The 23,599-nt window shown below is 61.2% G+C and carries 19 protein-coding genes and 1 pseudogene; 10 read left to right on the top strand and 10 right to left on the bottom strand.

What is annotated here, in order from left to right:
- From AC1DIM_RS07115 to galE, 3 genes are all read right to left on the bottom strand, one after another.
- On the bottom strand, positions 1–253 hold a 253-nt coding region (locus AC1DIM_RS07115; protein WP_477709781.1), incomplete at its 3' end, for a hypothetical protein.
- The gene (locus AC1DIM_RS07110) at positions 247–1,542 is read right to left on the bottom strand and encodes an IS701 family transposase (protein WP_477709780.1); all 1,296 of its coding nucleotides are present in this window, start codon (positions 1,540–1,542) and stop codon (positions 247–249) included. The genes AC1DIM_RS07110 and AC1DIM_RS07115, both read right to left, overlap by 7 nt.
- Before the next feature lie 96 nt (positions 1,543–1,638).
- Entirely contained in the window at positions 1,639–2,658 is a 1,020-nt protein-coding gene (galE, locus tag AC1DIM_RS07105) for a UDP-glucose 4-epimerase GalE (protein WP_477709779.1), read from the bottom strand.
- 89 nt (positions 2,659–2,747) lie between these two features.
- Between galE and AC1DIM_RS07100 the strand changes: the two genes are divergently transcribed.
- The 6 genes and pseudogenes from AC1DIM_RS07100 (at position 2,748) to AC1DIM_RS07075 (ending at position 9,748) form a co-directional block, all read left to right on the top strand.
- Positions 2,748–3,899, top strand: a complete 1,152-nt coding sequence (locus AC1DIM_RS07100) for a glycosyltransferase family 4 protein (protein WP_477709778.1) — start codon at positions 2,748–2,750, stop codon at positions 3,897–3,899.
- Positions 3,900–4,111: 212 nt separating this feature from the next.
- Positions 4,112–4,202: pseudogene (locus AC1DIM_RS07095) on the top strand (transposase); the annotation flags it as partial.
- A gap of 41 nt (positions 4,203–4,243) precedes the next feature.
- Positions 4,244–4,408 (top strand): hypothetical protein, encoded by a 165-nt coding sequence (locus AC1DIM_RS07090; protein ID WP_477709777.1) that lies wholly within the window; start codon positions 4,244–4,246, stop codon positions 4,406–4,408.
- 443 nt (positions 4,409–4,851) lie between these two features.
- On the top strand, positions 4,852–5,835 hold the full coding sequence (locus AC1DIM_RS07085; RefSeq protein WP_477709776.1) for a GDP-mannose 4,6-dehydratase: 984 nt from the start codon (positions 4,852–4,854) through the stop codon (positions 5,833–5,835).
- The gene (locus AC1DIM_RS07080; RefSeq protein WP_477709775.1) at positions 5,832–6,842 is read left to right on the top strand and encodes a GDP-mannose 4,6-dehydratase; all 1,011 of its coding nucleotides are present in this window, start codon (positions 5,832–5,834) and stop codon (positions 6,840–6,842) included. Before AC1DIM_RS07085 ends, AC1DIM_RS07080 begins: the two co-directional genes overlap by 4 nt.
- 632 nt (positions 6,843–7,474) lie before the next feature.
- Positions 7,475–9,748 (top strand): GH25 family lysozyme, encoded by a 2,274-nt coding sequence (locus AC1DIM_RS07075; RefSeq protein WP_477709774.1) that lies wholly within the window; start codon positions 7,475–7,477, stop codon positions 9,746–9,748.
- A 44-nt stretch (positions 9,749–9,792) separates the two neighbouring features.
- On the opposite strand, the gene AC1DIM_RS07070 is transcribed toward AC1DIM_RS07075, so the two are convergent.
- Positions 9,793–11,079: a hypothetical protein gene (locus tag AC1DIM_RS07070; protein WP_477709773.1), complete on the bottom strand. Its 1,287-nt coding sequence runs from the start codon at positions 11,077–11,079 to the stop codon at positions 9,793–9,795.
- 157 nt (positions 11,080–11,236) lie between these two features.
- Here AC1DIM_RS07070 and AC1DIM_RS07065 point away from each other — a divergent pair, with 157 nt between their 5' ends.
- On the top strand, positions 11,237–12,124 hold the full coding sequence (locus AC1DIM_RS07065) for a glycosyltransferase family 2 protein (protein WP_477709772.1): 888 nt from the start codon (positions 11,237–11,239) through the stop codon (positions 12,122–12,124).
- Between the two features lie 61 nt (positions 12,125–12,185).
- Positions 12,186–13,295 (top strand): NAD-dependent epimerase/dehydratase family protein, encoded by a 1,110-nt coding sequence (locus AC1DIM_RS07060; protein WP_477709771.1) that lies wholly within the window; start codon positions 12,186–12,188, stop codon positions 13,293–13,295.
- 166 nt (positions 13,296–13,461) lie between these two features.
- Here the strand turns inward: AC1DIM_RS07060 and AC1DIM_RS07055 are convergent, their stop codons facing one another.
- From AC1DIM_RS07055 to rfbB, 5 genes are all read right to left on the bottom strand, one after another.
- On the bottom strand, positions 13,462–14,709 hold the full coding sequence (locus tag AC1DIM_RS07055) for an acyltransferase family protein (RefSeq protein WP_477709770.1): 1,248 nt from the start codon (positions 14,707–14,709) through the stop codon (positions 13,462–13,464).
- A complete protein-coding gene (locus AC1DIM_RS07050; RefSeq protein ID WP_477709769.1) occupies positions 14,709–15,056 on the bottom strand; it encodes a DUF2304 family protein in 348 nt (115 codons plus the stop codon). Before AC1DIM_RS07050 ends, AC1DIM_RS07055 begins: the two co-directional genes overlap by 1 nt.
- Positions 15,057–15,088: 32 nt before the next feature.
- Positions 15,089–15,754 carry a glycosyltransferase family 2 protein gene (locus AC1DIM_RS07045; RefSeq protein ID WP_477709768.1) on the bottom strand — a complete coding sequence of 222 codons (666 nt, stop codon included), beginning with the start codon at positions 15,752–15,754 and terminating at the stop codon, positions 15,089–15,091.
- 131 nt (positions 15,755–15,885) lie between these two features.
- Positions 15,886–17,292, bottom strand: coding sequence for a sugar nucleotide-binding protein (locus tag AC1DIM_RS07040; protein WP_477709767.1), 1,407 nt, complete (start codon positions 17,290–17,292; stop codon positions 15,886–15,888).
- Positions 17,293–17,296: 4 nt separating this feature from the next.
- A complete protein-coding gene (gene rfbB / locus AC1DIM_RS07035) occupies positions 17,297–18,295 on the bottom strand; it encodes a dTDP-glucose 4,6-dehydratase (RefSeq protein ID WP_477709766.1) in 999 nt (332 codons plus the stop codon).
- 103 nt (positions 18,296–18,398) lie between these two features.
- On the opposite strand from rfbB, the gene rfbA reads away from it, so the two are divergent.
- Positions 18,399–19,271 (top strand): glucose-1-phosphate thymidylyltransferase RfbA, encoded by an 873-nt coding sequence (gene rfbA / locus AC1DIM_RS07030; protein WP_477709765.1) that lies wholly within the window; start codon positions 18,399–18,401, stop codon positions 19,269–19,271.
- A gap of 18 nt (positions 19,272–19,289) precedes the next feature.
- Entirely contained in the window at positions 19,290–21,269 is a 1,980-nt protein-coding gene (locus AC1DIM_RS07025; RefSeq protein WP_477709764.1) for a DUF6541 family protein, read from the top strand.
- 30 nt (positions 21,270–21,299) lie between these two features.
- On the opposite strand, the gene AC1DIM_RS07020 is transcribed toward AC1DIM_RS07025, so the two are convergent.
- Positions 21,300–23,417, bottom strand: a complete 2,118-nt coding sequence (locus tag AC1DIM_RS07020; RefSeq protein ID WP_477709763.1) for an acyltransferase family protein — start codon at positions 23,415–23,417, stop codon at positions 21,300–21,302.
- Positions 23,418–23,599: the final 182 nt, after the last annotated feature.

Below are 23,599 nucleotides of genomic sequence, written 5' to 3'. Positions count from 1 at the left end.
CGGCACCGAACCCACCGAAGAAGCCCTCCGCCACACCCAAGGCGCGTTCATCCGCAAACCCCGCCACGGCCTGCACCACCTCGAAATCTTCGCCACCACCGACCAATACGAAATCTTCGCCACCATCATGAACGCCGCCACCAACCCCCCGCACGGGATCATCACCGCCCTCAAAGCAGCCCTCACCACCAACAAACTGCCCACCGCCGGCGGAAACCGCCCCCCCCCAATCCTCGCCACCATCAACTACCAAGACCTCCTCCCCCACCTTCCAGCCGCCAACCAAAGCGGAACCGGCACCGGCACAGCCGACGGGACGGACACAAACACCGTGATGAACAGGTGCGCCGCGGAGACGAGGGTGGCGTGGTGGTGGAAGCCCGGAAAGGACCGTCCTTCAAAGTGGGAGAGTCCGAGCCCGGTTTTCAGTTCGCGGTAGTCGTGTTCGATGCGCCAGCGGATTTTTGCCAGTCTGACCAGGGTCCTGGCCGGTGTGTTGGCGGGCAGGTCCGAGAGCCAGTAGTCGGTGGGTTCCTTCGCGCCGGGGGGCCATTCGGCGATCAGCCAGGCCTCGGGTAGTGATCCGTCTTCGCCGGGAGCGATGTGCCGGCTGGCGGGTCTGACGCGCAGGGCGAGGAAACGGGATTTCATGGCCGCAGTCTTGTTGGTGCCGGTGTTTTTGGTGCCGTGCCGCCAGGTGACCTGATGTAGTTCTCTTCTCCCGGCGGCCACCGCCAGTTCGGCCAGGCTGGCCGGAGCCTGCCGGTAGCGCGGCACGCTGGGTCGGCCCCTCGGGCCGGAGCGTTCGGCGAGCTCGGGAACGGTATCGGCCGGATAGGCGCTGGTGGAGGCCTTGACCGCCATCACCCACGGAATGGACCGCCGGGTCAGCTCGAGCCGGAACAACGCGTTGTCCCCGTACCCGGCGTCTGCCACCGCGACCGGGCACGTGCGCCCCCAGCGGGTGAGTTCATCGATCATCTCTAGCGCGAGCTCCCACTTGGGCCGGTTCCGCACGTAATCCGGGATCCTCGCCTTCACCCGGCGGGCGGCGACGGCCTCGGCCTGCTCGTTGGTGTCCGCGCAGGTGTCGTCCCAGGCCTCGGGAACGAAAAGGCGCCAGTTCACCGGGGCCGAGGCCGCATCGGTGACCATGTGCACRGTGGCGGCAACCTGGCAGTTTCCGATCTTGCCCAGCGTGCCCGAATACTGACGCGCCACGCACGCCGAAGCGACCCCGTCCTTTTTGAAGCCGGTATCGTCGATCACCCACGCCTCCGGCGCGATGGCCTCCTCGGCCAGGGCGGCCACGCGGCGGCGGACCGGCTCTACCTCCCACGGCGAGGAGGTGACAAACTGCTGCAACTGCTGGTGGTCCACATCCAGGCGCCCGGCCATCGGCTGCATCGACTTGCGCCGCCCCTCCAGCATCAGCCCCTGCAAATACAACCGGCCCTTCGCCCGCTGATCCTTCCGGCCCAACGACGCGAACACCTCCCCGACGTAGTCCTCCAGYTCGACGCGCAGTCTTGTCTCTTCCATGCCCACGCAACGAAATTAACAGTTCAGGCCGGCGATTAAAAGCCCTTGGCCGAAGAACCTAACAAAGTACTACTAGGAGGTCGCGGAGCGCCATTCTCAACCGTCCTGGTTGTAACCCATTGGGTTTGCACTCTGCCATCGCCAATGGTCTTCGCACATTTGACGCAGGTCACGGCGAGCAGACCAACTCAGATCGGCCAAGGCCGCTGATGGGTCTGCGTAGCTGACAGCAGCATCGCCAGAACGCCGACCTGTAATCTCAAACGGGATGGGCTTGCCCACGACCGCGCCGAAAGCCTCGATGACTTCCAAAACCGACGACCCCTTGCCGGTACCGAGATTCCAGCGGAATACGCCCTTTTTGTTCGCCAAGTAGCCAAGTGCAGCAAGGTGGCCAGCGGCCAAATCCATGACATGGATGTAGTCGCGTACACCGGTGCCATCGATCGTCGCGTAATCGTTGCCGAAGACCGCAACCTTTTCCCGCCGGCCCACGGCAACTTGTGCGACGAATGGCAATAGGTTGTTGGGGATGCCGCTGGGATCTTCGCCAATCAGGCCAGACTCATGCGCACCCACCGGATTGAAGTAACGGAGCAACGCGATACTCCAGCTAGGATCAGCGGCTCCCAAATCAGAAAGAATGTCCTCGATCTGTTCCTTCGTGCGGCCATAGGGGTTGGTCGCATCCAGGGGCGCTTTCTCGATGAGCGGCACTTCTTCGGAGGCGCCATACACGGTGGCCGAGGAGCTGAACACCAACTGACGAACACCGTGCGCATCCATGCTGTGCAGCAGGTTCAGCGTGCCCACAACATTGTTTTGGTAGTACCAAAGCGGCTTTTCGACCGACTCCCCCACGGCCTTCAGACCGGCGAAGTGGATGACCGCATCGAAGCCGCCCTCCGCGAAAAGTTTGTCGACCGCCTCAGCATCAAGGAGGTCCAGTTTCCTGAAGTCGACAGTCCGACCGGTCAGCTGCTCCACTCGCCGCAGTGATTCAGGGTTCGAATTCATCAAATTGTCGAGCACGACGACATCGTGTCCTTCTTCAAGGAGACAAAGTGTGGTGTGCGATCCGATGTAGCCGGCGCCGCCGGTGACCAGTACTTTCATGCACCACAGTTTAGGCTAGCGCAGAACATTGACCCCATACGGCTAAGGCAACGGCTAGTTGAGCATGCCTCGCCGTTAGGATATTCAGCATGACGAATCCGGAACCAGGCCAACCCCACAGTCCTCAAGCCGCTCACGGCGAGGTATTAAACGTGGGGGTCTCCATGCTCACTCTGGTCCCGGGCGGGATGGGTGGCAGTGAGACCTATGCCCGCGAATTGACTCGGCAACTGGGTGCTTCCAGAACTGTGAACGCTACATGCTATGTCAATGAAGCAGCGCGAGGATTCTCCCAGGGAGGGACGGAGGTCATTGTTCCAGGGTTGGGTGGTGGGGCCTCCACGCTGTCGCGACTGGTCACCCTGGTCAAAGGGATTGCGAAGCGCAACACAATTCTACGCAACATGCGTCCGATGGACGTGTTCCACGTACCATTCACGGTTCCGCTGCCGAAGCCGCGCAAGGGCACCCCTTTTGTCCAGACTCTGCTGGACGTACAGCACCTCGACCTCCCGGAACTGTTCGGCACCGCAGACAAGCTTTACCGCAAGGTCTTCTACGAGAAAGCTGCAAGCGACGCAGACGCAATCGTGACCATCAGCGATTTTGCCAAAGAGAGCATCGTCAGACACCTCGGCATAGCACCGCAGAAAATCTTTACTGCCCACCTGGGAGTCAACGCCGAGGAGTTCATACCGAATCTCGGGCCGCGCGAAAGTTTCATCATGTATCCGGCGAGGGGGTGGAAACACAAGAACCACGCCAAACTGTTCGAAGCAATGCGGTTACTTGAAGTCACCAACCCCGAGTTGCGCCTCATCCTGACTGGAGGGGCCCTGGATACCCTGGAGGACATTCCGGCCAATGTGGAGGTCCGCGGACTGGTCCCGATCGCCGAGCTCCGGGAACTGTATCGCAACGCCGCGTGCATGGTCTTCCCCAGCCTTTACGAGGGCTTCGGGCTCCCCCCGCTGGAAGCCATGGCTTCGGGCTGCCCCGTGGCAAGCTCAACGGCAGGATCACTTCCTGAAATCGTAGGAAACGCCGCCGAACTGTTCGACCCGCAGGACCCTGCAGCTATCGCCGCCGCGATCCGGAACGCCATCGTCAGGACCGACGAGCTGCAGCAGCTTGGTTTGGAGCAGGTGCGTAAGTTCACGTGGGAGCACTGCGCGGATGTGCACGAACAGGCCTATCGCTATGCGGTGAATCAGCGTTCAGCGGCAGCGAGTAGCGTTTAGAGAGGTGAGGGTGGTTGGGTTTCCTGTCCGTCCGGAGCGGCCATTGTCGCCGGGTGGTCCTGCGGCGCCGCGGGGACTATTGCCCGGCGGAAATGTGCTTGTATCCGGACGGTAGGGGCCCCGACTGCCGCTGGTGGGATTTCGTTTCACAGCGTCCGTGGGTTGCCAGTGAACAACCTCTTGGCTTGAGGCCGTCGTGAGAGTTGCATGTGCCCAGTGAGCGGTCCTCGGGCCAATCCCGGCACCAAGGACCGATCACCAAGGCCGGCAGCAATTACGCCCGCAAGCTCCTCATCGAGGCAGTCTGACAGCACCGGCGCCCCTATGCCAGGCCCGGGATCCGGATGCTGCGTCAACTGGACCTGGTCGGCCCGGCCACCCGCATCCGGGCCCTGGAAGGCAACCACCGGCTCCACCACAAATTGGAAATCTTCGATGCCCGCAAGAAGAGGTCCGTCACGGCCAACACCGCGATCGCCAGGGAGCTCGCCGGTGGTGCTGGTCCCTAGCCGCACCCCTCCAGCGTTGCGACCACGGGCAGAGGGAATGCATGAACGCGGCGTAAAGAACGTGCCCTCCGAATACGCGGCGGGCGTGACGTGGCAGCACTTGGGGCTAACTCGAGCCGCGACTATTAGCACACGGCCCATGGGGGCTGTCGGCCCTCGATCTTAGACAGCGATAMGCCCCAGCCGAACAATCGTCATGCGGTAASCCAACCCGCGAMTATCARTCTGACACTGCAGTCGAAGACAAGACTCGCCAGCACAACCGCCACACCCGGACGGCGCCCCAACCAGCGGCCCCCACCAAAGAGGTTGGGAGCCGCTCATCAATGCCCCTTGACAAACGTTCCTGCATATCAGTCACACGTTAGCTGCCGCATCGGAGCCAAAGCCCCCGCCATATATAGTTGCTATAGCCCGCAAACAATCTGTAAGGACCTCTTCCCATGCCCCGTGCGCTAATCACCGGAATCACTGGCCAGGACGGCCTGTATCTCGCAGAGCTCCTTCTTTCGAAAGGCTATGAGGTCTTCGGCCTCATCAGGGGACAGAACAACCCCAAACACGATTTGGTCCGCCAGACAGTTCCTGGCGTGAAGTTACTTACCGGCGATCTAACGGACGTGTCCTCGTTGGTCCGGGTGCTCGGCGTTGCACAGCCGGACGAGGTCTACAACCTGGGGGCAATCTCCTTCGTGGCTTACTCCTGGGAGAATGCGTCGCTGACCACCGACGTCACCGGCAAGGGCGTCCTGAACATGCTCGAGGCAACCCGCCTTTACGCCGGAGACGACATCTCTAGGGTGCGCTTCTACCAGGCGTCCTCGTCCGAGATGTTCGGCAAGGTTCAGCAGGTGCCCCAGACCGAGGAAACCCTCCTCTGGCCCCGGTCGCCCTACGGCGTAGCAAAGGTCTTCGGCCACTACATGACCATCAACTACCGGGAGTCCTACGGCATGCACGCATCAAGCGGCATCCTGTTCAACCACGAGTCGCCCCGCCGGGGTCCGGAATTCGTCACCCGCAAGGTATCGATGGCGGTCGCCCGGATCAAGCTCGGCCTCCAAGACGAAATCGTTCTCGGCAACTTGGATGCCAAGCGTGACTGGGGCTTCGCAGGGGACTACGTGGAAGCCATGTGGCTGATGCTGCAGCAGCCCGAAGCTGACGACTACGTCATCTCTACCGGCGAAACACACTCTATTGAAGAGCTACTCCAGGCCGCCTTTGACGCAGCGGGGTTGGACAACTGGAAGCGGTATGTCCGACAGGACCCTAAGTTCATGCGTCCCGCCGAAGTCGATCTGCTGATCGGTGACGCCTCGAAGGCACAGGAGAAGCTTGGCTGGAAGCCAAAGGTTTCCTTCAACAAACTCGTCAAGATGATGGTTGAGAACGACATTGCCGAGCAGTCTGCCCTGATGCGGTGAACTCGCTCAGCGAGGCGGGACCCGTTCCCGTCGGCACCGCCTTCCTCACCGGTGTAACGGGCCAGGACGGGTCGTACTTGGCCGAATCGCTTCTTTCCCGCGGCTGGGAAGTCCATGGCCTCGTCCGCCATGTATTGCTGCCGGGAGCGCACGGCGAGGGGGAAACCTCCGTGGAAGGGGTGGAGTGCCACGTCGGCGATCTTTCCCGCCCTGACGAGGTGGGCTCGATTCTTAGAGCAATCAAGCCCGACCTAGTCTTCAACCTCGGCGGCATCAGTTCGGTGTATCAGTCGTGGCAGCACCCCTACGATACGGCGCTCGTCTCGGGCGCCTCCGTCGTCGCCATGCTGGAAACCATATGGCGGTTGCAGCAAGACACGGGCAAGGAGATCCGTTTCCTTCAGGCTTCCAGCGCCGAGCTTTTTGGGGAGGCGGATTCGGCGCCGCAGAACGAGTCTACGCCGATACGGCCAATATCCCCGTACGGCGCCGCGAAAGCGCTGGCGCATCACGCCGTCAGCGTATACCGGGGCCGCGGGATGTTCGCTTCGTCCGCGATTCTCTACAACCACGAATCGGTCCGGCGTCCAACAAAATTCGTGACTCGCAAGATTACGTCGGGGGCAGCAGCTATCGCGGCGGGCAAACTCGACAAGCTTTCGCTAGGAAACCTGACCGCCATCCGGGACTGGGGCTGGGCTCCTGACTTTGTGGACGCCATGGACAAGATAGTCCACGCAACTGAGCCGGACGACTTCGTGGTTGCCACGGGCGTCTCGCACTCCGTCCAGGACTTTGTTGAGGCGGCTTTCAAGGCTGTCGGCATAGACAACTGGCGCGCGGTGGTCGACGTTGATGAATCCCTGGCGCGCCCCACCGACGCAGCCGAGATGAGAGGCGACATCGCCAAGATTTCGGCCAAGCTGGGCTGGCGTCCATCCATCGATTTCGATGCATTGGTGACTGCAATGGTACGGCATGACGAAGCACGCCTCGTTGACGAATAGGTCGAGCATTTCTATTCACACTGGTAACACTAAGCACTCTGGTTACGCCCGTAACAATGGTGCTACATTTACCGGGTCATAGAGACTATCTGGAGCGGCTGAGCCGTCTCATCGTCCGATCTGACAAACCAAGAGGTTTCTAATTTGCGATGTGTGGGGGATCCGCGCGTTGCCGGCCGGAGCAGAACATGAGTCTTAGCAAAATCACCAGCGCACGAAAAAGTGCCTCATCTTTGGGCGGACGGAGGCTGGCGGCGGCCTTTCTGGCCTCAGCCCTGGTTTGCAGTTTTTTCGCGCCGGCGCTGCCTGCAGCTGCGGACGAGCAGGTCCTTCCGACACCGGTAGCCGCACCCGCTCAGACTGCCGACGCCACGGCGGCCGCTGGCTCCCCGGCGGCGCCGACGACAGCCGCTGCGATAGCAACCGCGCCGGCGGCCACTCCGGCCCCGACCTTAAGTCTGGCACCAGCGCCCGCCCGGGCTCCGATCGCCAATGAATCCCTACCGCCGGGATCAACCATTGACGCAGAGACGCTGGCCAAGCTCAAAGCTGCCCAAGGCGCCCATGGTGCGCATATGGGTCAGGGGCTTGAACAGAAACTAAGTATCCGGGCAACTACCGAATCAGACGGGATGTCAACCCAGGCGACCTACATGCCGCCTGGCATCCAGGGACTCGACGTCAGCAGCTACCAGGGAAACGTCAATTGGCAGGAGCAGCGCAACATGGGTGCGCTTTTCGCATACGTTAAAGCGACAGAGTCCCTCAGCTATCTCAACCCCAACTTTTCCAGTCAGTACAGCGGCTCCCGAAACGTTGGGATGATTCGTGGCGCGTACCACTTCGCGATCCCGAATGTCTCGTCCGGCGCCGCGCAGGCAAATTTCTTTGCAGCGAACGGCGGTGCCTGGAGCGGAGACGGATCCACCTTGCCTCCCCTACTGGATATTGAGTACAACCCGTACCCGGAACTCGGCAACACCTGTTACAACATGTCGCAGAGCCAGATGGTTCTGTGGATTGCAGACTTCTCCAATACCATGTATACGCAAACAGGCCGCTATCCCGCGATCTACACCACCACGGACTGGTGGACCCAGTGCACGGGGAACAGTCCTGCGTTCAAAAACCAGCCGCTTCATATCGCGTCCTACCGCGCCGTTTCCCCAGGCCTACTGCCGGCTGGCTGGACGAAATACGATATCTGGCAGTACAGCAGCCTGGGGCCGTTCGCCGGCGATTCGAACGTCTTCAGCGGCAGCTACGCGGAACTCCAGGCACTCGCTACGGGCTTTGATCCCGTCCTCACCAAATACAACTCGATGGGTGGCGCTTCCAGCCGGCTGGGCACGCAGACGCTCCCGCTGTACTGCGGGCTGCCAGCCGGTGGATGCTACCGGCAGTATGCTGGCGGACAGATAATCTGGCATCCAAACACCGGAGCGAATGCCGTTTATTTCAGCTCCATCGGCGGCACGTGGCGCGGCTGGAGCGGCGTAGACGGTCGCCTCGGGTATCCGACTACAGATGAAACCTGTTCGGCCACGGCCTGTTCCCAGGCGTTCGTGGGCGGCGAGGTTTACTGGTCCACATCAACCGACGCCGCCGCCGTCTTTAACGGCGGAATCGGCGCGCGCTGGCGCGTATTGGGTGGCACCTCCGGGGCGCTCGGCTATCCCACAGCTTCCGAGACTTGTTCCGCATCGGCCTGCAGCCAAACGTTTCAAGGGGGAAAAATCCTGTGGACAGCCTCTACTGGCTCATGGGCCATCACGTCCAAGGACATTACCAAGGGTTGGGAGGCCTTGGGCGGCGAAACCAGCAGGCTAGGCTATCCCATCAACGACACAGCGTGCACTACCTCCTCATGCGTCCAAAGTTTCCAGGGGGGAACTATGGTCTGGACCGGCGCCACGGGGGCGATCCCGGTCTGGCGCACATCCATTGGAAGCAAGTGGCAGGCCGACGGCGGGCTCTCCGGCTTGGTCGGTGCACCCCTGTCAGCTGAAGCCTGTGAGGGCTCAGTCTGCCGCCAGGCTTTCCTTAGTGGCCAGATTTTCTGGACCCCGACGTCAGGGACGCGGACCATCGTTGGTGGAGAAATTTCCAAGAAGTGGACTGCGTTGCAAGCCGAGAAGGGGCGCTTCGCCAGTCCTGTCAGCGATACCAACTTCTGTGACGGCAAGGAGTGTTTCCAGGACTTCGAAGGCGGCAGGATCCTCAAGGATCCTACCGTTGCAAATCCGGCTTTCGGAGTACTTCGCGGCACGGGCATTGGGTCCCTGTGGGCAGCCATGGGAAGCGAGAACGCCCGCCTGAGCTACCCAGCCACCGATGAGACCTGTGCAGGCAGCACCTGCAAACAGTCTTTCCGCGGCGGAACCATTTACTGGACGCCCAACACCGGCCAGTGGGCTGTGTACAACGGCAGCATCGGCGGACTGTGGCGGACTCTCGGCGGCGAGAACGCACGACTTGGCTACCCAATTAGCAACGAGACCTGCCTGGTCGACTCCTGCCGGCAAAGTTTTGCCGGAGGCGAGATTCTATGGAGTCCTTCTACCGGTGCGGCGGCGATCTTCTCCGGTGGTATCGGATCATTGTGGCGCTCGCTCGGATCAGAGTCGGGCCGGCTCGGTTTTCCGACAACCACGGAAACCTGCGCCGAAACATCGTGCACTCAGAAGTTTGCAGGCGGAGAGATTCTCTGGGCATCCGGCATTGGCATGGGAGCAGTTTACAACGGTGGCATCGGTAGTGTCTGGCGGGCAAACGGAGCCCAACAGGGCTTCTTTGGTTTCCCCACCAGCACCGAAACCTGCACTGCGGACGTCTGCTCGCAGACCTTCAAGGGCGGCTCAATTAAATGGAGCGCAATGGCCGGCTACACAATTACCCGCTACTGACTCTGCGTCCTAGCTGTCCAGGATAGGTTCAGGGCCCCTCGGTCCTACGCCGACCGCACGGTAGTGCGGCGGGACAGCGCCACCGTATGGATGCAGACGCCCAGCAGTGGTCCTAACAGGAGCGATAGGACGGCCCGGAGATCAGCGTCCAAGGGCAGCAGCAGGATTAATAGGGCGACGGCGCCGGCGCTTACCCAGCCGATGGAAGAGACCTGATGGCGGTTGAGAGCCACACACATACCCCCGGTAAGAGTAAGCAGCGCCAGCACGGCGGCGGCTACGGTCAGACCCGCGAGCACCCAGGGCCCGACGTGGTACTCCGGGCCAAAGAGCAGGACCATGAGCCAGGGTCCCAGGAGGTACGCCAAAAAGCCACCCACTACTGCGACGCCCGCAATTGCAAGTGCGATCGGCCGCAGTGCTCCAAGTCCCCGGTCTCGATGCCTGACGAAATGGGCGATAGCGACGCTCTGAAAAGTTCCCAGCGGAACCATTAGCGGGGCCCTGGTCAGGAGAATGGCAAGCAGCAGAGGAGCCGAAGCAAGGTATATGTCCGATGGCGTCGTGATCCTGTACAGGATTGGGAACCCGACAACAAGCGACGCGCTGGCGGCTGTCGACACGCTGGCGTGGGCGACTTTCCGTGCAAACTCCCCAACGGGAACGTTCAGCTGCACACTGAATGCTGACCGCAGCTGAGGGCTGAAGGCGGCCACCACCACCCAGGCAAGGGCACCGGCCGCAGCGGCAGCTGCTAGCCCCACAGTGGACCCCGCCAGCAACCCGACTATGAGTACAAGAACCAGCCGGAACGAGGACTCGGAAGCAACGAGGGCAGAGAAATTGCCCCAAAGGTGCCGGCCGCTCAGGACGCCGGCCACCGCGGCGTGAAACGAGAAAGACACGGTGGCTGCGGCTAGGACGAGAACGAGCACCACCCAGTGTGGCCCGAGCACCGCCCTACCCCACAGCAGCGACGTAACGGCCAACACAGCGGCTATCCCGATAGCGATGCCGAGGACGATTGCGAAGAGAGGTGCCGTTCGGGGCTGAAGTCGGCTGCCGCCAGGCACTGCGACAGGGTCTGCGCCAAAAGCAGACACATACCGGATGATTTCCGTCTGGAGACCGCCGAGGATCCCGAAGAGCAGGAACAGCGCTGACCAAAAGGCCAGGAACTCTGCATTGTCCGCCTTACTCAGGACCCGTGGAACAAACCAAATGACTAGGTAGCCTGCTGCTGCAGAGACGATCGACGCTAATCCGACGGAAGCCGCGTGGCGCGCCGCAATGGTCGACTTCTGCGGTGGGCCGCCTTCAGAGTCCATCATTCGGTGAAGGTTGGGGCAGCGGGAGTCAATTGCCGGATAACGTGGGAGGTCATGGCAACATATTAGTGTCGGATAAGGACGGGCACTGAATCGTTGCCACCGCCCCGACACCCTTAATCAAGCTCCGATGAGCTAGGACAACCGTGGAAGTTGGAAAATGCCGCTCGATATCTTTATACCGTACTGGGGCGATCCTGCGCTCATGAAGGAAACCGTTGCGAGCGTTTTTGCCCAGACCAACGGGGACTGGAAACTTACCGTCATCGACGATTGCTACCCCGACCCCTCCGTCCAGGAGCTCTTCGCGACCATCAGTGACGAAAGAGTCTCGTACCAACGCAACGAATCCAACAAGGGCATAACAGAGAATTACCGCAAGTGCGTGTCCCTGGCCACCCAGGAAGTCATGGTGATCCTCGGGTGCGATGATGTCCTGTTGCCTAACTACGTCGACGTCGTCCTGCAGGCCCACCACGATTTTCCGGACACTTCCGTGATCCAACCAGGAGTGCAGATCATCGATGAAACCGGGCAGGTTGTCCGGTCTCTTGCCGATTCCGTCAAACGGAAGTTAGTTGGACCCAAAACCAAGGGCACTACCATCTGGGCCGGGGAATCCCTGGCGGTCAGCCTTCTGGGAGGCAACTGGCTCTACTGGCCGTCCCTCGCTTTCCGTACCGATGCAATCCGCAAGGTAGCCTTCCGCGACGGCCTCCCCATCGTCCAAGATCTGGCGCTGATAATGGACATCGTTCTACAAGGCGGATCGCTGGCGCACGTCCCGACGTTGTCATTCTCTTACCGTCGCCATTCCGCAAGCGCCTCCGCTGCGACGTTGACCGACGGGACACGTTTCGCCGGGGACAGGGAATACGCGCAGATTGCTGAGGACCTGTGCCTGGCTAAAGGCTGGAAGAAGGGCGCGCTAGCAGCTCGAGTGCGCTGGACCTCTCGCTTGCACGCCGCCACCCTCATGCCGGGCGCCCTGCTTTCCCGCAATCCGGAAGCGGTCAAGGCAACGTTGCGGCACGCTTTCGGTCACTGAACCTCGCCAGTCCTATGAGAAACTGAACCTTGCAGATGTCCGCCCTAGAAAGGCTTCACTAGTGACCCCCTCAACGTCATCAACACGGTCCCCTGCCAAACAAGGCACTGTCCTCGTGACCGGAGGCGCCGGATTCATCGGGTGCGCCATTTCCCCGGCACTGGTTGCGGCGTTCGAACGAGTGGTAGCGGTGGACAGACTGCATCCGCAGATCCACGCTAGCCAGTCTCGGCCCGAGGAACTCGATCCCGCCGTCGAACTCGTCGTCCGTGACATAACTGAAGCTGAGACGTGGGACGATGTTCTCCCGGACGTCGCACCCGACGTCGTGATCCACCTTGCTGCCGAGACCGGGACCGGGCAGTCGCTAGAGGAATCCACACGCCACGCCATGGCTAACGTCGTGGGCACCACGCAGATGCTGGACGGACTTAACCGGAGCGGTAAGCTGCCGCGCCGGATCGTCCTAACGAGCAGTCGTGCTGTCTACGGGGAAGGCGCCTGGAAGTCCGACGCGGACGGCACCCTTTTTTATCCTGGCCAGCGTTCAAACGAAATCCTTTCGCGCTCACAGTGGGACTTCCCTGCCGCCCGACCCGTAGCCATGTCTGCAGCAGTCGTGGCTCCCGCACCGGTAAGTGTGTACGGGTCAACGAAGCTCGCCCAAGAAAACATCCTCGAATCCTGGGCAAAGTCCTACGGAGTCGAAGCAGCCGTTCTGCGCTTGCAAAACGTGTACGGGCCCGGACAGTCCCTCATCAACCCGTACACAGGAATCATGTCCCTCTTCTGCCGAATGGCAAAGGAGGGACGGTCCATCCCGCTATATGAGGACGGCGAAGTGCGACGCGATTTCGTGCTTATCGACGACGTCGCAGCAGCCGTCGTGGCAGCGTCTGTAGCCGCGGAAGCGCACGATGGCCCCCTTGACATCGGCTCGGGAGAATTCCAGACCATCCGGACGGCTGCTGAAATCATCAGCCGTCACTACGGAGCCCCGGAGCCCCACGTAACGGGCCAGTTCCGGCAAGGTGACGTCCGGCATGCATGGGCCGATGTGGAACCGGCCAAGGCTGCTTTGCCGTGGGAACCGCGCTACGATCTGACAGCTGGTATTGCGCGCCTTGCGGAATGGATCGATGGTCGCCTACCGGCAAAGGCAAAGCTCTAGAACTGCTCCCGCCAAAGGCCGCTTGGACAGACAAAGCGGGGGCCTCCGGCTCCGATTGAATGACTCACTCAGTCTCGGAACCGGAGGCCCCCTTTTCTTGCGTCAGTGTGGTGCGCTCCCTCGCCGGGTGCCGCGGCGGTCACGCCGCCCCTTTGCTTCGCCGTCTTCAGCGACCTCCCGCTGGCGCGGCCACGGCTTCGCTCGGTGATTCAGCCGACACGTCGTCGCTTTCCTTCGCGGCGCCATCAGGCGCCTCTGCCGGAGCCGTACCGGGAACCGATGTCTTCCGCCGCCGGCGCACGGCGCGCATGACGGGTCGCTCCACCAGAAGCCAACTGAGCGTGGCCAGGACCAAGGTGCCGACGGCGGAGCCCAGCACGTAAAGCGGCATACCGCGGTTGTGGATTCCATAAAGGGACAGAAGCTGCTGCACTGGCCAAGCATAAATATAAAACCCGTACGAGACGTCATGGATACGGATCAGCTTCGGCGAGGGCAGCACTGACGAGACCCACAATAGGCCGTAAGCAATGAACGGACCGGCCAACTGGCCTCCCCATACAGGGACAGCCAAAATGCACAGCCCCGCGGCAACGAGAGACGCGATGCCGGTGGCCCAGTGGAGCCCAATCCATTTGGAGATGGACTGGATTAGGGCTCCACCGAGGAAGAACGGAAGCAGCTTCGCCAGCAAGGCGAAGTCCGCGTCCTGGAGCAGCGGCATGATGTAGGGCAAGTTCGCGTAGACCGCCACACTTGCCCCGAAAGCAAGCGCGAGCGGCAACGGCGAACGGCGGACCCACGCCATTCCTCCGATCGCGGCAACGAGCAAATAGCAAAGAAATTCATAGTAGAGGCTCCAGAGTGACCCGTTCCACGAGCCAGCAAAGGGCACAGCCGCGGGTGTGAAGGCGGCATCGTAATTCTTCATCTGAAGGAAGAGGTTTGAAAAGACGAAACGGAGCGGCGTCGTCTCGGTGGTCCAGTAACCAGTCAGAGAGCCATTCTGTTTGAGGAATCCGAGAGGCGCAAACACCACTACCGTGACCACGAGGCATGTCAGGAAAGCCGGATAGATCCTCGCGACGCGGTGTACAAGGTACTCGCCAAGCCCGTTCGTGAAGCGGCTGCCAGTGATCAGGTATCCGCTCAGTGCAAAGAAGCCTGCAACGGCCCACCCGCCCAGGTTCTCGCCACGAAGATGGGGCCCCTCCCCCGCACCGGCCAAATAAAAGCTGTGCGCAAACAGCACTGTGACAGCAAGGCCCAGCCTGATCATGTTCAGGCTGTTATTGCGCGGATCCAGTGCCGTGCCCCAGCGCGGGGCGGAATGCCGCTGATCGACGCGTATGGCGGCACGCAAAGGAGCCAAAAGCTGTGGCGAGGTTTTGGATCTAGTGAAGGTCTTCTCCACTAGCTCAACTGCCCCGGTTTCTCGGCCTCATCGATCGCGATGCGGCGCGAGAGCTTGGTGAGGGCGTTTTCAGCGTGGCGGAAACGCTGGTACGTCGTGGCCATAAAGACAAACAAGGAAACTACCGCACCGTAGAGCAACAGGTCGGTTCCGCGACCGATTCCAAGGAAGGTCGCCACCCGGGTCAGCGCGTCAGGAAAGAACACCGACAGTGCCGCGACGACTGCAAAGATCATAAGTAGGATGCGGCGTACGGCCAGGTGCCGGGCGTTGGAACCGCCGCGCATTAGGGCGAGTGAGACCACCATGACGGCGGCAACGAGCACAATTTGGACAATGATTAGCAATCGGGCACCTTGGCTTGTTGAAGAACTGGGGGCTATTTGAAGAACAGTTCGGCCACGATGTTGACCGAATTAAGCAGGGATTGTCCCTTGGACTTGGAATAGTCCGTGTAGATGATCTCCACGGGGTGCTCCGCATATTTCGGCTTGAGCCTAGCCAACTGGTTGACCAGCTCGGAAGCATGGGCCATCCGGTTCTGTGTCAGGTGGATGTGGGAGGCAACACGGGGGTTAAAGGCGCGCAGCCCGTTGTGCGCGTCAGTCAGGTTCATACCTGTGGCAAGCCTGGACTGGATGGCCGCCGTCTTTAGAACGAGTCGTTTCGCGGACGAGAGCTTCGTGCGGTCGTCCAGAAAGCGCGAGCCAAGGATAATTTCGGCCTCTCCCGACTTAACCCGCTCCGCCATGGCCTTAGCGTCCTCAACCCTGTGCTGGCCGTCGGCGTCAAACGTTACAATGCAGTCCAATTCCGGATCCTGCAGGGCGAACTCGATGCCGGTCTGCAAGGCTGCCCCCTGGCCCAAGTTAATGGGGTGCTGAACAACGACGGCGCCGGCCGCCCGCGCCTTCTCCTGCGACCCATCTGTGCTGCCGTCGTCAACGCAAACGACGTGGGGGAACTCGTTCCGCAGCCCCTCGATGACCGAACCTACGACAGTAGCCTCGTTGTACATGGGGATTACGATCCAGGTGCGACTCACAGATCAATTGTTGCATATGGCACGCCTCCGGCTTGGCCCCGGCACCGGCACCGGCACCGGACATCGATGCCGCTGCGAAGGCCGGAATCCGACAACTCGTGTCCAGCCCAAGCCGCGCCGGCGCCCTCCGGCTAGCTCAAGTACTCTTTTAGCCTGCTAACGACGCTGGCGGGATGAAAGCCCGTGGCCTGGATTTTTGCGAGGTCCAGAACGCTGTTCAGCGGCCGGGGTGCTGCCAACTTGCCCGCGAAGTACTCCTCGGTGCTCACACCGGTGACGGCTGACCTGGGCTGTCCTGAGAACTCGTACACGTCTGCGGCGATGTCGGCCCAGGACTGGGGTTCGCCGTCGTTGCTGAGGTTGTAGGTGCCGTAGCCCGCGTCGGTTTCGAGGAGGTGCCGGATGCCTGCGGCGATATCGTCGGTGAAGCTGAGCCGGCCGATCTGGTCATTGACCACGGACGGTTCGATGCCCCGTGCGGCGAGGGATGCCATGGTCCGGACGAAGTTGTTCCCTTCGCCGATGACCCAGCTGGTCCGCACGATGTAGTGGCGCGGAACAACGCTGACGACGGCATCGCCGGCCGCCTTCGTCTGGCCGTAGACACCAAGCGGACTGAACTGTTCAGCCTCGTCGTGGCTTTCACGGGAGCCGTCGAAGACGTAGTCCGACGAGACATGCACAAGGGTCAGGTCATGCTCGACGGCGGTCCGGGCCAGACGTGCGACGGCGGTGACGTTGATCGCCCAGGCGGCGGCCCGGCCTTCCGCGGTTTCCGCAACGTCTACGGCGGTGTACGCGGCGGCGTTGATGATCGTGGAGTAGTTCTTCCAGTTCCTCTCCGTGAACGAGGCTTCGCTGCTGAGGTCGAAACCGGCGCGGCCGGCGAACTCGACGGTCGCGTCGCCGTCGTACAGTTCCCGCAGGGCCTTGCCGAGCTGACCGTCCGCGCCGACCACGAGGATCTTCTTCGCCGGCATCGGCACGACCTGCGCGAGGCGGGGGTGGGCCTTGTCCTTGTCCGAGAGCTGGGCCTCCGCGAGCGGGACAGGCCAGGCGATGGCGGCGGTCTCGTCGGCGAGGTTCAGGAAGGTGTACTGGCCCTGGGCATCGGCGGACCAATGGTCGTTGACCAGATAGGTATAGGCGGTGTTGTCCTCGAGGGTCTGGAATCCGTTGCCGACACCTCTTGGGATGAAGATTGCCTGGCTCGGGTCCAGTTCGATCGTAAAGACGGCCCCAAAGGAGGGGCCTTCGCGCAGGTCCACCCACGCACCGAAGATCTTGCCGGTGGCCACGGAGATGAATTTGTCCCACGGTTCGGCGTGGATGCCGCGGGTGGTGCCGGCCTTTTCGTTGAACGAGATGTTGTTCTGCACCGGGCGGAAGTCCGGCAGCCCCAAAGCCAACATCTTTTCCCGCTGCCAGTTTTCCTTGAACCAGCCCCGGTTATCACCATGGACCGGCAGGTCATAGACAACGACGCCGGGGATCGGGGTTTGATGCGCAGCCAGCTTCTTGGAGAACTCGATCGACATGAGGCTACTGGCCCTGTTCCTTGTACTTCGCTTCGGTCTGGGCCTTCTGCGGCCGCCACCAGATTTCATTCTCGCGGTACCAGGCGATCGTGTCCTCGATGCCGGCCTCGAAATTGGAGAACTTCGGTTCCCAGCCCAGTTCCTTGCGGAGCTTGGCGGAGTCGATGGCGTAGCGCAAGTCATGGCCCGGCCGGTCCACCACATGGTCGTAGGCGTCCGGGGACTGGCCCATGTGCTTGAGGATCAGCTCGACGACGTCCTTGTTGTTCTTCTCACCGTCGGCACCGATCAGGTAGGTCTCCCCGATGATGCCCTTATCGATGATCGCCAGGACGGCCGAAGAGTGGTCGTTCGCGTGGATCCAGTCGCGGACGTTTTCGCCCTTGCCGTAGAGCTTGGGCCGGATCCCGTCGATCACGTTGGTGATCTGGCGCGGGATGAACTTCTCCACGTGCTGGTACGGGCCGTAGTTGTTCGAGCAGTTGCTGATGGTGGCCTGCAGCCCGAACGAACGCACCCAAGCGCGGACCAGCAGGTCAGAGCCGGCCTTCGTGGACGAGTACGGGCTCGAGGGGTTGTACGGAGTCTCCTCAGTAAACCGCTCCGGATCATCGAGCTCCAGGTCCCCGTAAACCTCATCGGTGGAGATGTGGTGGAAACGCTTGCTGTGCTTCCGGGCAGCCTCGATCAGCGTGTACGTACCAATAATGTTCGTATCCAGAAACGGGCGCGGGTCATGCAGGGAGTTATCGTTATGCGACTCCGCCGCGTAATGAACCACTACATCGCAGTCCGCCACAAGCCCATCCACCAATGCAGCGTCGCAGATATCACCCTGCACGAACCGGAAACGCTCCCCCGGCAGCCCACTCAGGGACTCCCGATTGCCCGCGTACGTCAGCTTATCCAGCACCGTGACATGGTCATCGGTGTTCTCAAGTACGTAATGGACAAAATTGGAACCAATGAAACCGGCACCACCGGTCACGAGAAGTTTCTGCATGCAGCCAGCTTAGACGGCTCCAGCCGAGACTTTCCGCGATGGACCCTCCGCCGCAGGGCTGACTGGTTTGCTGGCCGTGACAATGCACGCAATGATAGAGCGCATGCGTGGAATCATCTTGGCTGGCGGCACAGGCTCGCGGCTGCACCCGATCACTCTTGGATCAAGCAAGCAACTGGTGCCTGTCTACGACAAGCCCATGATCTACTACCCTCTCTCCACTCTCATCCTGGCCGGCATCCGGGACATCCTCATCATCACCACTCCCCACGACGCCGAACAATTCCAGCGTCTGCTTGGCGACGGTTGGCAATTTGGCGTCAATATCACGTATAAGCAGCAGCCGAGTCCAGACGGACTCGCTCAGGCATTCGTTCTCGGCGAAGAGCACATCGGCAATGAACCGGTGGCCCTGGTACTGGGCGACAATATCTTCTACGGCCAAGGCATGGGAACCCAGCTTCGGCGCTTCAAGGACATCGAGGGCGGTGCCGTCTTCGGCTACTGGGTCTCGGACCCGACAGCCTACGGTGTTGTGGAGTTCGACAGCAGCGGACGTGCGATCTCCCTTGAAGAGAAGCCGGAAAAGCCCCGCAGTCACTACGCCGTTCCCGGACTGTATTTCTATGACAACGAAGTCATTGCCATCGCCAAGGGCCTCAATCCCTCCCCCCGGGGCGAACTCGAGATCACGGACATCAACCGCACTTATCTGGAACGCGACCAGCTGAAGGTTGAAATCCTTCCCCGCGGCACGGCATGGCTGGACACCGGCACGTTCGATTCGCTCAACGATGCGTCCAACTTCATTCGAACCGTGGAGCACCGCCAGGGCCTGAAAATCGGCGCACCCGAAGAAATCGCGTGGCGGCTTGGCTTCCTCAGCGACGAGGACCTCCGTGAACGCGCCGAACCCCTGGTGAAGAGTGGATACGGAACTTACCTGCTGGAACTTCTCCGCAGCGCAAACAACTAAGAACAGGTATAGCCCTAAATGACCTGGTTGAACGCCCTGCCCGCATTTGCCGTCGCTTTTCTCATCGCTTTCGGCCCTGGCGTAGTGCTGGCTTACTTCATCGGGGCCCGGCGGCTTCCGCTCCTGTGCCTTGCGCCCCTACTCACTGTCGGGATCATCGGCGTGGCCGGAATCGCTGCAGGCGCGGTGGGCCTCCGATGGAACCTCCTGCCACTGCTGCTGACCACAGCGGCTGCCTCCGCCGCCGGGTGGGCTCTGCGGCGCTTTGTGCTTAAAGCCACGGTTTCAGTTCAAAAACCGACGCCCTTTCGAGTATGGGCTGGAGCAACAATCGGCATCGCGTTCGGCGCATTCCTGACCGGACGGCGACTCATGGAAGTCATCGGTAATCCGGAGAACTTCGCCCAGCGCTTTGACAACGTGTTCCACCTAAATGCCATCCGCTACATTCTCGAAACCGGCAACGCATCGTCACTGACACTCGGAGGCATGGCGGGAGGCGAAGGCGGCGGCGCCATCTACCCCTCAGCATGGCACTCGGCAGCGGCTCTGATCGCTCAGCTTTCGACGTCGGACGTGGTTGTCGCGGAGAATGTTTTCAACATCGTCATTGGCGCCGTGGTCTGGCCTGCGGCGCTGATTTTCCTGGTGCACCAGATCATCGGACCGCGGCCCGTGGCCCTGGCCCTCACGGGCGTCCTAGCCGCAGGGTTCACGGCATTCCCGATCTCCATAATGGACTTCGGACCACTGTACCCAAACATCCTGTCCTACGCCCTGCTGCCGGCCGCTGTGGCACTAGTTGTTGGACTGTGCAGGCTCGGTTTCGACAGGCGTGAAGACAAGACCATGTTGTGGATGGCCCTTGCGGTGGCCCTCCCCGCGCTGGCCCTGTCACAGACGAACGGGCTCCTGTCCTTGGTCGCCTTCTCACTCCCCCTCGGGCTGTGGGTCGCGGGCTGCGGACTTCTGGGCCTCCGTGGCCGCGCCTTCCGTCCGCGGCAGGCGCTAATCATCATCGGGGCAACCGTTGTGGGGCTGCTGGTATTTGCCCTGGTATGGAGGGTTTTGCGGCCTCTTGTCGACTACGACGGGTGGGCACCGTTCACGAGCCAGACCGGCGCTGTAGGCGAAGTCATTCTGAATGCACCTATCGGGCGTCCCGCCGCATGGGCCGTCTCCATCTTGGCCCTTATTGGCCTTCAGCGGGTACTACGGCACTCCCGGGAACTCTGGATCGCCCTGTGCTGGCTCGTGCCGGTAATCCTTTACATCACCACAGCTTCGGCGCCCAAGGGCTTTTGGCGGATGTTGCTGACAGGCGGCTGGTATCAGGACAGCTACAGGCTTGCGGCCCTTCTGCCGATCTTCACCGTGGTCCTCGCCATCATAGGCATTTTGTTCCTTTGGGACGCCCTCAAGGCTCCGATGACCAGGGCCGCCATCAAGACAAACGGGGCGCTGAGCCACAAACACCCTGCTGCGGTCCCTGCCGCGCTGGCAACGCTCTTCATTTTAGCCGCCACGATTACTACGCAGACTGGAACCATGCGAGGAATTACCGAGGAGGCGTCACGGGCGTACGTCATGGACGCCACTTCGCCGATCGTCAACTCAGACGAACTGGCCGTGATCAAGCGCCTGCCGAAGACAGTTCCCGAGGACGCCACGATCGCGGTGAACCCCTGGAACGGAGGCTCGTTGGCGTATGCCCTTACGGGCCGCAAAGTCAGCATTTACCACATGTTCTCCACTAACGACCCCGAACTCACGGCCATCAACGAGGACATTGGCGACGCCCTGCCCGGCTCCTACGTTTGCTCGATCGCCAAGGCCAGGAACGTCGACTACATCCTCGACTTCGGTTCGACATACCTGGCCAATGCTGCGGCCGCCAAGGGTTTTGGTGGTGTTGTGGATGTCAAGGATTCACCGTCGGTGAAGGTTGTGGACAGTCAAGGGGCCGCCAGGCTGCTTAAAGTTGTCTCCTGCGACTGAAGTCGTTGGAGTCCAAGCGTTGGCGCTTCTCTAAAGACGAGCTTCGATCATCGGGCCCAGAAGCCTGCTGAACTCAACGTTGAGGTGGTTCACGTCGTAGTAGACCACCACACCTCCGATTACGCTGTAACACTTGTTGCTGTCGCAGAAGTAGTCGGTCAGGTCAACGAGCTTCACGCGGGGGTCCTTGTTGGCTTCTGCTGCGAAAACCATAGGATCCGCAGGAGCCGACACGGACCGGTCAACAGCGCAACGAGCAGGGTCTTGGGCGTTCAGCAGAGCACAGTCCGCCGCCCGGACATCCACGTTGTAGGGCGGATCTGCCAGGACTACCACAGTGCTGCCGGCTGACGTCCATGAATTCCAGTATTTGCCGAAGCCTTCGGCATACTGTTCGTTCTGTGACCGACCCGAACCGTCGTCGACGCGTTCTCTACGGGCGAAGGCTGACGTGAAGACATAGGCGGGCTTGTCAGCGGCCACTGCCTCGGACACGGCTTGCCCCCACGACCTGCAATTGTTGACGCTGCCCTGGTCGGCCACCGAGGCATAGAAGCCTGCATACGTTACGGCAGCCGGCGGGCAGCCGCCCAGGAAGCTTATTTTAAGCAGCCATTTGTTCCGTTTGGCCATGTCGAACAGAGGAGCCTGCCATTGCTGGGCGTGGGAGTCACCGACCAGCCAGACGGTCGGGGCATCCGGGGCACCGCCGCTGAAGTCGCAAAACCTCGTGGTCCTTTTTTCACCTGCCATGAGGATGTCCAGGTTGTCCGTGCACTCGGAGGCTGGTGTGTAGTAGGCGTTAGCTTCGCTCATCGTCGACACAAATGCAGGCCCGAACCTGTCTCCGCATTTGGCGGGGTGATCCATCACTTGGGGTCCGTAGCAGATGGAAGTCTTTTGGTTGAGCATGATCTGTTCCGATTCAGCCACCCGGAACTGCTGTCCCATCGACACGCCGGCGCAGCCTGCAGCAATGACGGCCATTCCTACCACCATGGCCACCGCGGTCTTCATGGCAGGTCTGGAACTCGGCCGAAACTTCAATCCCTTATCCTCAACCCAGACCTTGGTGGCGCCCGCTAGGGGAACAGCTATCGCCAATAGAATGAGCTTCTCCGGTGTGCGGAGTTCCGCATCAATGAGAAACGGGCCAACGACGATCAGTGGCCAGTGCCAGAGGTAAAGCGAATAGGATATATTTCCCAAGAACTGCACCGGCGGCAGGGAGGTCACCCGGCTGTGCCACATGAAATGGCCCGGGGTTCCGCCCGCAATGACCATCGCGGTGCCGAGGACCGGCAGGAGCGCGGCCGTACCCGGAAAGGGCGTAGCAGCGTTATACAAGACAGCGCTGGCGATCAGAGCGCCTAACCCCAGGATCGCGAGAAGGTTCGCGGCGACGGGCGGGAATTTGAGTCGGTTAACCATCAGGGCCAACCCGGCACCCACACCGAATTCCCACAGCCGCACTTGGGTGTAGAAATAGGCCTCATGCCGGCCTGCGTCGGCAAGGTAGGCGGACAACGCGAACGAGCCGGCAGCGGCCAGGGCGATTCCCGCCGCGACGATGACCCGCGGCCGGGCCCTCAAACGAACTGCCGCCGCCGCCAGGCCCACCATCAGCAGGGGCCATAGAAGGTAAAACTGTTCTTCCACTGACAGCGACCAGTAGTGCTGCGCAACAGTAGCGGATGAAGTAGATGCCGAGTAGTCGACGGCGTTAGCCGCCAGTACCCAGTTCTCGGCATACAGCGCGCTTGCCAATACTTGCTGGGCCGTGTCGGTCCAACGGGAAAACGGAAGGATCAGCACTGCCGCGACGAGGGATGCGCTGAGTACCACGAAGGCGGCCGGCAACAACCGGCGGATCCGCCTTGAGTAAAACGCCACCAAGCGCAGCTTCCCCGTCGCAAAGATCTCCTTCGACAAATGGGACGTAATGAGGAAGCCTGAAATGACGAAAAAGACGTCAACGCCCACGTAGCCGCCGGTCAGCTTGTTGGGCCAGATATGTCCCAGAACCACCATCCCAACGGCGATCGCGCGCAAAGCCTGAATATCTGCGCGGAAGCCGCTTTTCGGTCCAGACGCGGCGCGTGGGCGGCGTTCTGGCCTGTGGAACTCGCCCCGTCGCCCCAATGGCACCGTTCGACTTGTCGACAAACCCACCCAACTCCTCAGACGTCACAGTAATGGGTCGGGTAAAGCCGGGCCCAAGGTAGCTTATGCCATGGTTCGCTACGCTCCCAAGTTGACGGCCGTCGGGGTCGCTGGTTATTGCCTTCCCCTAATTGGTTTGGCTCCGAGTGAAAGTGTTAACCTTGGCC

It is taken from the genome of Pseudarthrobacter sp. 01T43, assembly GCF_056398665.1.
Note: the sequence above shows the minus strand (reverse complement) of the source record. Positions and strands in the feature narration are given on the sequence as shown.